This window comes from Pseudomonas sp. JV245A, assembly GCF_032424515.1.
Lineage (GTDB): Bacteria > Pseudomonadota > Gammaproteobacteria > Pseudomonadales > Pseudomonadaceae > Aquipseudomonas > Aquipseudomonas protegens.
The window spans coordinates 1-8405 of sequence record NZ_VYKE01000187.1 but is presented as its reverse complement, the minus strand read 5'-3'; the positions used below and the strand labels follow the sequence as shown (position 1 = coordinate 8405).

The 8405-nt window shown below is 67.7% G+C and carries 9 protein-coding genes; 2 read left to right on the top strand and 7 right to left on the bottom strand.

Annotation, left to right across the window (positions count from 1 at the left end; genetic code table 11):
• From F6S12_RS28050 to F6S12_RS28025, 6 genes are all read right to left on the bottom strand, one after another.
• Window positions 1–729: alpha/beta fold hydrolase (locus tag F6S12_RS28050; RefSeq protein ID WP_315869568.1), on the bottom strand; the 729-nt coding region annotated here is incomplete at its 3' end.
• 426 nt (window positions 730–1155) lie between these two features.
• Window positions 1156–1617, bottom strand: a complete 462-nt coding sequence (locus F6S12_RS28045; protein WP_041119266.1) for a cysteine hydrolase family protein — start codon at window positions 1615–1617, stop codon at window positions 1156–1158.
• Window positions 1614–1991, bottom strand: coding sequence for a VOC family protein (locus F6S12_RS28040; RefSeq protein WP_011062383.1), 378 nt, complete (start codon window positions 1989–1991; stop codon window positions 1614–1616). The genes F6S12_RS28045 and F6S12_RS28040 overlap by 4 nt, the downstream gene beginning before the upstream one ends.
• Before the next feature lie 66 nt (window positions 1992–2057).
• Window positions 2058–3884, bottom strand: a complete 1827-nt coding sequence (locus tag F6S12_RS28035) for a glycoside hydrolase family 15 protein (protein ID WP_041119264.1) — start codon at window positions 3882–3884, stop codon at window positions 2058–2060.
• Window positions 3877–4677 carry a glucose 1-dehydrogenase gene (locus F6S12_RS28030; RefSeq protein ID WP_011062381.1) on the bottom strand — a complete coding sequence of 267 codons (801 nt, stop codon included), beginning with the start codon at window positions 4675–4677 and terminating at the stop codon, window positions 3877–3879. Before F6S12_RS28030 ends, F6S12_RS28035 begins: the two co-directional genes overlap by 8 nt.
• 112 nt (window positions 4678–4789) lie before the next feature.
• Window positions 4790–5377, bottom strand: a complete 588-nt coding sequence (locus tag F6S12_RS28025; protein ID WP_093410246.1) for a TetR/AcrR family transcriptional regulator — start codon at window positions 5375–5377, stop codon at window positions 4790–4792.
• A gap of 135 nt (window positions 5378–5512) precedes the next feature.
• On the opposite strand from F6S12_RS28025, the gene F6S12_RS28020 reads away from it, so the two are divergent.
• Together F6S12_RS28020 and F6S12_RS28015 are read left to right on the top strand one after the other, a co-directional pair.
• On the top strand, window positions 5513–6685 hold the full coding sequence (locus tag F6S12_RS28020) for an MFS transporter (RefSeq protein ID WP_011062379.1): 1173 nt from the start codon (window positions 5513–5515) through the stop codon (window positions 6683–6685).
• A gap of 70 nt (window positions 6686–6755) precedes the next feature.
• Window positions 6756–7496 carry a thioesterase II family protein gene (locus F6S12_RS28015; protein WP_015636428.1) on the top strand — a complete coding sequence of 247 codons (741 nt, stop codon included), beginning with the start codon at window positions 6756–6758 and terminating at the stop codon, window positions 7494–7496.
• Between the two features lie 181 nt (window positions 7497–7677).
• On the opposite strand, the gene F6S12_RS28010 is transcribed toward F6S12_RS28015, so the two are convergent.
• Window positions 7678–8405 (bottom strand): siderophore-interacting protein (locus tag F6S12_RS28010; protein ID WP_315869567.1); only part of this gene is annotated, 728 nt, incomplete at its 5' end.

Sequence of the window (8405 nt, the reverse complement as noted above, 5' to 3'; positions counted from 1 at the left end):
GGTCGGCACCCGGATCGGCGGTTGCGCCTCCAGCGCCCGCTCGATGCTTTCCAGGCCCGGGTCGCCCGGCACATAGCCGAAGCGATGACGGTAGGAATGGATCACCACCGCGACGAAGTCCGGGTTGTCGAAGGAGGGCGCGCTCAGGCCATAGAGCCCGGGCCCTTGTTTCCAGGTTGGCGACCACAGGCGCCACAACAGCTCGCAGAATTCCCGGCGGTTGGCCGTCAGGCCGTCCACCCCGCGCTGGGTATTGAAGTAGTACTGGTACCACAGCCGCAGCTCGGTCTCCGGCGCCCGGGGCTCGATGGCCCGGGGAATGTCCTGGATGTTGTAGCCGTCGGCGCTCATCAGGCCCTTGACCCGCTGCGGCCATAGCGCCGCGACGATGCACGCGGCGCGCCCACCCCAGTCGTAGCCGGCGAGGGTGGCCTGGGGCAGGTGCAGGGCGTCCATCAGCTCCAGCAGGTCCCGGGCCAGGGCCGCCTGCTGCCCGGAGCGCATCACCTGTTCGTTGGCAAAGCGCGTCGGGCCGTAGCCCCGCAGGTAGGGAACGATGACCCGATAGCCGCGCTCGGCCAGGGGCGGGGCGATCTCGTCGTAGGCCCGCACGTCGTAGGGAAACCCGTGGAGCAGGATCACCGGCTCGCCGTTGCGCGGGCCATGTTCCTCATAGGCGATATGCAGGCTGGGGGTGCTGACCTGGTGCAGGGAGGCTGGGCTGGGCATGACGACTCCGGATCCGGTGGGCCGGGAAAAGCTAGCGCAAAACTTGCGTGCTGTCCTCAAGCCGCAGCGGCATGCAGCCCGTGGGCGTCGCGCCAGCAGCCGGCGGATGTCTTCCAGGGAACTGTGGCCCTACGGTTCGGGGCCCTTGATGTGCACGTAGCAGCGCAGGCCGACGGTGAAGCTCATGAGGGGCCTGGTGAGGGAGCGCGAATGTGGACTCTAGCGCTGTGTGGCCCGCAAGATCGCCTTCGCCGGCAAGCCGGCTCCTACGCAACGGCGCCGCCACCTGACGGCTGTATGCGCTGGCTTGCCAGCGAAGAGGCCCGCAAGATCGCCTTCGCCGGCAAGCCGGCTCCTACGCAACGGCGCTACCACCTGAGGGCTGTAGGAGCTGGCTTGCCAGCGAAGGGGCCCGCAAGCCGGCCCCTAGAGTTCGTCGCTGCGGGCCAGGTGCCTGAAGTGATGCCGCCACAGGTCGATGCCCAGGCCGCCGCTGCGGTCCAGGGACGAACCCACGGTCAGGTCGGTGAGCAGGGTCGGCTGCAAGCCGGCATCGAACAGGGCAAAACCTGCGGCCAGCACGCAGGTGTCGGTCTGGATACCGCACACCAGCACGCGCTCGGGGGCGAGGCTTTTGAGGTGCTCGAGAATCTCCGTCGTCGGCCCGTAGCCGTGCTTGATGAAGACCTTGTCGGCGGCCACCAGGCTCTGGTCATCCACCGCCGGCTGCCAGCCCAGTTGCCGGGCGAAGGGCGTGCGGCTTTCATCATGGCGCTCCACCGTGGCCACCGAGGGCATGCGCCCGAGCAGGCGGTTGATGCCGTCCACCAGCCACTGCGGAGGGTTGAAGCAGGGTTGCACGTCGATGATCAGCAGCACCTGGTTCATGACGCCTGCCCCAAACGGGCCGGCTGGCGCAGGCCGATGCAGTTGCCCCAGGGGTCCTGCACCTGGCAGATCGAGTCGCCGCCTTCAATGACCATGGGCCCGCGATACAGGCGCCCACCCAGCCCGGTCAGGCGCTGCACCTGGCCGGGCAGATCGGCGACCTGCCAGTACACCACCGTGCCCGCCGGCCCCTGGCCGACCTTGGCGTCGCAGGGGACGATTTCCAGGGACAGGCCCGCGAGCTGCAAATGGCCGAAATCATCCGGCTCGTGCAGGACCCGGCGGGCCTGGGGAAAGGCCTGGGCGTACCAATGGGTGGCGGCACGCCAGTCGGCGGCATGGATCATCACGGCGATGATCGGCGAGTCGGGCATGGGGCGAGTTCCATTTCTGTCGGGCACCAAGGGAAGAGCGCCCCGGTCTCAGCACCGGGGCCGGGCTCAAGGTTGCCAGACGCTCTTGTCGCCACTCAAGCGCCGGTCGAGAAAACTTGCCGCGCTGATCAGCGCCAGGTGCGTCAGGGCCTGGGGCGTGTTGCCCAGGTGACGGCCGTGGCTGTCGAACTCCTCGGCGTACAGGCCCAGGGGGTTGGCATAGCGCAGCAGTTGCTCGAACTCCAGGTGCGCCTGCTCCAGGCGCCCGGCGCGGGCCAGGCATTCGACGTACCAGAACGAGCAGGCGGCGAAGGCGCCTTCGGTGCCGGCCAGGCCGTCGATCTGGCTGTCGTCATTGCGGTAGCGGTAGACCATGCCGTCACGCACCAGGCTCTTTTCGATGGCATCCAGGGTCGCCAGCCAGCGCGGGTCCTTGGCGCTGACAAAGCGCACCAGGGGCATCAGCAGCATCGAACCGTCCAGGGCGGTACTGCCGATGTGCTGGACGAAATGCCCGTGCTCCTGGTTCCAGAACCGGCTCCAGATATCGTCGTAGATGGCTTGCCGGGTCTGGTCCCAGCGGGCGAAGGGGGCCGGCAGCGAACGCTTGGAGGCCAGGCGGATGGCGCGGTCCACCGCCACCCAGCACATCAGCCGCGAGTGCAGGAAGTGGTGCTGCTCGCCGCGCATCTCCCAGATGCCCACATCCTTGCTCTGCCAGCTGTCACAGACCTGGTCCACCACCTGTACCGTGTGTTTCCAGCCTTCGTGGGAGATGGCCTCGCCGTACTTGTTCACCAGGTACACCGCATCCAGCAGCTCGCCGAAGATATCCAGCTGCACCTGGTCGTAGGCCTGGTTGCCGATGCGCACCGGTTGCGCGCCGCCGTGCCCGGAGAGGTGCCCAAGCTCGGTCTCCGGCAACTCCTGGCGGCCGTCGATGCCGTACAGGATATTGAGCTTCATCGGTTGCCCATGGCAGTCGCTGACCCGGCCCCGCAGCCAGCCCATGTAGGCGTTGGCCTCCTCGACGAAACCCAGGCGCATGAAGGCGTAGACGGTGAACGAGGCGTCGCGTACCCAGGTGTAGCGGTAGTCCCAGTTGCGTTCGCCGCCGGGGCTTTCCGGCAGGCCGAAGGTGGCCGCCGCGAGGATCGCGCCATGGCGCCTGGAGGTCAGCAGTTTCAGCGCCAGGGCCGAACGGTTGACCATCTCGCGCCAGCGGCCGCGGTAGTTGGACTGGCCGATCCAGTCGCGCCAGAACTTCAGGGTGCGCGTAAGGTGCAGCTCGCTATCGCCGTGCCGCACCCGCAGATCGTCGACGCCACCGAGGATGAATTCGGCGCCCTGGCCCTGTTGCAGCACGAACTCGGCCCGGGCCGAGTCCCGTTCAAGGTAAAGCGGCTGGTCGCCCAGCAGGCGCAGCCCGGGCTGCCCGGGGGCTTCGAAGCACACCGAGTCGCCTTCCTGTCGTGCCCCGGTGGCGGCCCGGCCATAGTCCAGGCGCGGCGCGCAGTGCAGGCGCAGGGTGGCCTGGCCGCTGACCACCCGTACCCGGCGGATCAGCAGCGGCAGCTGCTCGGGGTCGTCGTCGATGGTCAGCAGGTCGGTGACTTCCACCACCGCCTCGGTTCCCAGCCAGCGGGTCTGCAGGACGTTGCTGTCGGGCAGGTAGATCTGCTGGCGCCGGGCGTCGGCCAGCACCGGTGCCAGTTCGAAGATCCCGGCGGCGGGGGAGTCCAGCAGCGAGCAGAAGATGCTCGGGCTGTCGAACTCCGGCCAGCAGAAGAAGTCGATGCTGCCCTGGTCGTCGACCAGGGCGGCGCTGCGCATGTCGCCGATGATGCCGTGGGCGTCGATGGGGCGTTGTGCCGTGGGATGCTGGTCAGCCATTGCCGCGAAACTCCGGATAGAGGCTCATGCCGCCGTCGATGAACAGGGTGCTGCCGACCACATAGTCGGAGGCGTCCGAGGCCAGCCATAGCGCGGCATTGGCCACATCCTCGGGGTCGCCGACCCGGCCGTAGGGAATCAGCTTGAGCAGTTCCTGCTCTGCCGCGCCCTCGGTGGCGGTGCGGTTGATGGCGGTGCGGATCGCCCCCGGGGCGATGCCGTTGATGCGGATCCGCTGCTGGCTGACTTCCTGGGCCAGGGTGCGCATCAGCATGTCCACGCCGCCCTTGGAAGCCGCGTAATTCACGTGCCCGGCCCAGGGAATCAACTGGTGCACCGAACTCATGTGGATGATCTTGCCCGCCGCCTTGGACACCCCGGCGCGCACCCCCTGGCGCTGGAAGATGTTCAGCGCCGCGCGAGCACAGAGGAACTGCCCGGTGAGATTGACGCCGATCACCCGGTTCCAGTCGTCCAGGCTCAGGCTGGCGGCCGGCCCATCCTTTTGCAGGCCGGAATTGGCCACCAGGATGTCGAGAAAACCAAAGGCCTCGATGGCCTGGGCGAACAGCGCCTCGACCTGGGCCTCATCGGCCACATCGGCGCCAATGGCAATGGCCCGGCCGCCTTCGGCATTGATCCGCGCGGCCAACTGCTCGGCCGGCGCGGCCTGGGAGTTGTAGTTGAGCACCACGCTGGCACCGGCCGCCGCCAGGGCGATTGCGGTGGCGGCGCCAATGCCGGAGCTGGCGCCAGTGACCAGGGCTACCTGCTGGTCGAGGGATATCTGCATGCACTGCACTCCTGTCGCCGCTGTCGAAGGCCGGGGCTGATGCGCCCATGCGACACGCAACGCATCAGTGGCCCCTGTTGTGCTGACCCCGGACGCGGTTCAGGAGTTCAGTTCAGCGCGGTGGTTGCAGCCCGCGCAGTAGCAGCTCAAGCGCCTGCAGGGCTTGTTGCAGGCGTTGCCCGGGCTGCTCGGCGGCGGCGATCCACAGCGCCGCGTCCACCAGGCTGCCGTTGATCAGGCGCGCCAGGGCCTGGCTCGGCGCGGGCGTGATCAGCCCGGCTTCGACCAGCGCTTGCAGGCGGCGGCTGAGGGAGTCGATGCAGTGTTCCTCGGCTGGCTGCCGTTGCCCCAGTACGGCCCGGGCATCCTGCAGGACGATGCGGCGGATTTCGGCTTCCTGGGCCATTTCCAGGTAGGCCCGGCAGCGCTGGGCAAAGCCTTGCCAGGGATCACTGGCCGCTGCGGAAATGGCCTCCAGGCGCTCATCCATTTCACTGTCGATCTGCTCCACCACCGCCGCCAGCAACCCCTGCTTGTCACCGAAGTGGTGATACAGCGCGCCCCGGGTCAGCCCGGCTTCGGCGGTCAGGTCGTCCATCGAGGTCTTGGCGTAGCCCTGGCGGGCAAAGGCCTGGCGCGCGCTGGCAATCAGCCTGGCGCGGGTTTGCTCGATCATCGCGGCGCGTGGGCGGCTGCTCATGGACACAGTTCTCCAACAAATGGCGGGTTGACATACGAGGCGTATGTTTACATGATTTTTAACATACGAGGCGTATGTGTTTCTACTGTGCCTGCCCTTTGTGGCAAGTTGCAGCCCCCCAAGGAGTCGTTGTAAATGGCAAACCCCTACCGCGAACTGTTCAAGGCCCCCGGCAGCCGGGCCTTTGTGCTGGCCGGGATGATCGCGCGCATGCCGATCTCCATGACCGGCATCGGCCTGATCACCATGCTGGCTCAACTGCACGGCGGGTACGCCCTGGCCGGTTCGGTGGCGGCGACGTTCGCCCTGGCCACGGCGTTCTGCGCGCCCCAGGTATCGCGCCTGGTGGACCGTTACGGCCAGAGCCGGATATTGCCCCTGGCCGCCGGCCTGGGGGGTGGGGCGCTGCTGGCCCTGCTGCTGTGCACCCGCTTGCAGGCCCCGCATTGGACCCTGTTCCTCTGCGCCGCCCTGGCCGGCTGCATGCCCAGCATGTCGGCCATGGTCCGTGCCCGCTGGACCGAGCTGTACCGCGGCCAGCCGCAGCTGCAGACCGCCTATGCCCTGGAGTCGGTGCTCGATGAGGTCTGCTTCATTGTCGGCCCGCCCTTGTCGGTGGGCCTCAGCGTCGGCCTGTTTCCCGAAGCCGGGCCCCTGGCGGCGCTGCTGATGCTGGTGCTGGGGGTCAGTGTGTTCGTCATGCAGAAGAGCACCGAGCCGCCGGTCCATCCTCACGAGGAAGGGCACGCTGGCTCGATCATTCGCTCGGTGGAAATCCGCCTGCTGCTGTTGCTGATGACCGCCATGGGCACCATCGTCGGGGTGGTGGACGTGGTCAGCGTGGCTTTCGCCCAGCAACAGGGGCAGCCGGCGGCGGCGAGCATCGTGCTCTCGGTGTACGCGATCGGCTCATGCCTGGCGGGCATCGCCTTTGGCGCCCTGAAACTGGCCACGCCCTTGCCCCGGCTGTTCATGTACGGCGGCATCGCCACGGCGCTGACCACCTTGCCGCTGCTGCTGGCGAGCAACATCCTCGGCCTGTCCCTGGCGGTGTTCGTTGCCGGGCTGTTTTTCTCGCCGACCCTGATCGTCGCCATGGCCCTGGTGGAACGCAGCGTGCCGCCGGCCAAGCTCACCGAGGGCCTGACCTGGCTGGTCACCGGCCTGAGCATCGGCGTGGCCCTGGGGGCCGCGGGGTCCGGAGCACTGGTGGACCAGTTCGGCGCCCGCAGCGGCTTCTGGCTGGCCCTGGCGGGCGGCGCGGTGGTACTGGGGGCGGCGTTGCAGAGCTATCGGCGCATGCGCTGAGGTGATCGGTGGACTAATTTGTTCCCCTCGTGCTGCGTTTCTTTAGCGTCCATCCGTCGAGGGAATAACCGTGACTCAGTTGAACCTGCTGTGCCTGCCGTATTCCGGCGCCAGCGCCATGGTCTACAGCCGCTGGCGCCGCAAGCTGCCGCAGTGGCTGCACCTGCAACCGCTGGAGCTGCCCGGGCGTGGCGCCCGTTATGCCGAGCCGCTGCACACCGACATGCGCGAGCTGGCGCGGCAGCTTGCCCTGGAAATCCGGGGCACGCTGCGCACCCCTTACGCCCTGTTCGGCCACAGCCTGGGCGCCTTGCTGGCCTGCGAACTGGCCCATGCCCTGCGCGCCCTGGGGTGCCCGGAGCCGGTGGCGCTGTTTGCCTCGGGCACTGCTGCGCCGACCCTGCGCACCGAATACGACCGGGGGTTTGCCGAGCCCAAGACCGATGAGCAACTGATCGAACAGTTGCGCACCCTCAACGGCACCAGTGAAGAAGTGCTGGCCAACCAGGAACTGATGAGCCTGACCTTGCCGATCCTGCGGGCCGACTTTCTCTTGTGCGGGCGCTTTCGCCCGGTGCAACGGCCACTGCTCAATTGCCCGGTGCATGTGCTGGGCGGCAAGACGGATCGCGCCACCACCGAGCAACTGATCGGCTGGAGCAAGGAAACCCACGGCAGTTTTTCGGTGGACATGCTGGCGGGCGGGCACTTCTTCATCCACGAGCACGAGGCCAAGGTGCTGAGCCTGCTCAAGGGCCATCTGGAGGTGCATCGCCGCCGCCACCTGCAACCGGTAGCCGCGGTTTCCTAGCGGCTACACACTTGCTTCCTGTAGCCGCTGGCGCAGGCTGCGCACGGCCCGCAGGGGCGCAAAAATCCTGAGCTCGCCAGGGGTTCGGCTGGCGATCGCCAAGCAAGGCCCGGCGGGCCTTTGTGCAGCTTCGCGGCCTCGGCTGCGGCTACAGGGAAGAGGGTGGGGCGGTTGGTGGGGCTCAACCCAGGGAACTGCCCAGGCGCCAGTAGCCCATCAGGGTCAGGTTGCGACGCTCCTGGCCGCGCTCGTTGATCAGGTGGCGGCGAATGTTCATCACCGTGGCCGACTCGCCGGCCACCCAGGCGTAGAAATCGTTGTCCGCCGGTTGGGCGGTTTCCCAGAGGCGCTGTTCGTCGTTGCGTTCGGAAACCTTGATCGGCCGGCGCTGGCTGTTGGCCGGCGGCAGTTCGGCCAGCTCCCGGGCGGCATGGATCAGGGTTTCGCCATGGCGTGCGCCCAGCAGGTCCCGGGGCAGCCAGTTGATCCGCGCCAGCGGGTGGCAGCGCAGGTCGATGCAATCGCTTTCATAGGGCACTTCGATAAACGCCTGCACATCCGGATGGTCCGGATAACCCTGCAGTTCTTCCAGAATGCCGGCAATCGCCGGCAGCGCGGTTTCATCGCCCATCAACAGCACCTTGCGGATCCCCGCCGGCGGCAGCCATTCATAACCACCGGGGTCGCCGCTGTAGGCCTTGTTCGGCACCACCATCTGCAGGCGGTCGCCGGGCCGGGCATGGGTGGCCCAGGCGGAGGCCGGGCCGTTGACCCCGTGCAGGACGAAATCCACATCCATTTGCGCAGGCTGCAGGCGCAGGGCGCGAATGGTGTAGGTGCGCATTGGCGGTTGCTGCTCGGCCGGCAGCTTGCGCCGGGCCGCCTGCCAGTCGCCTTCCACCGGCAGTT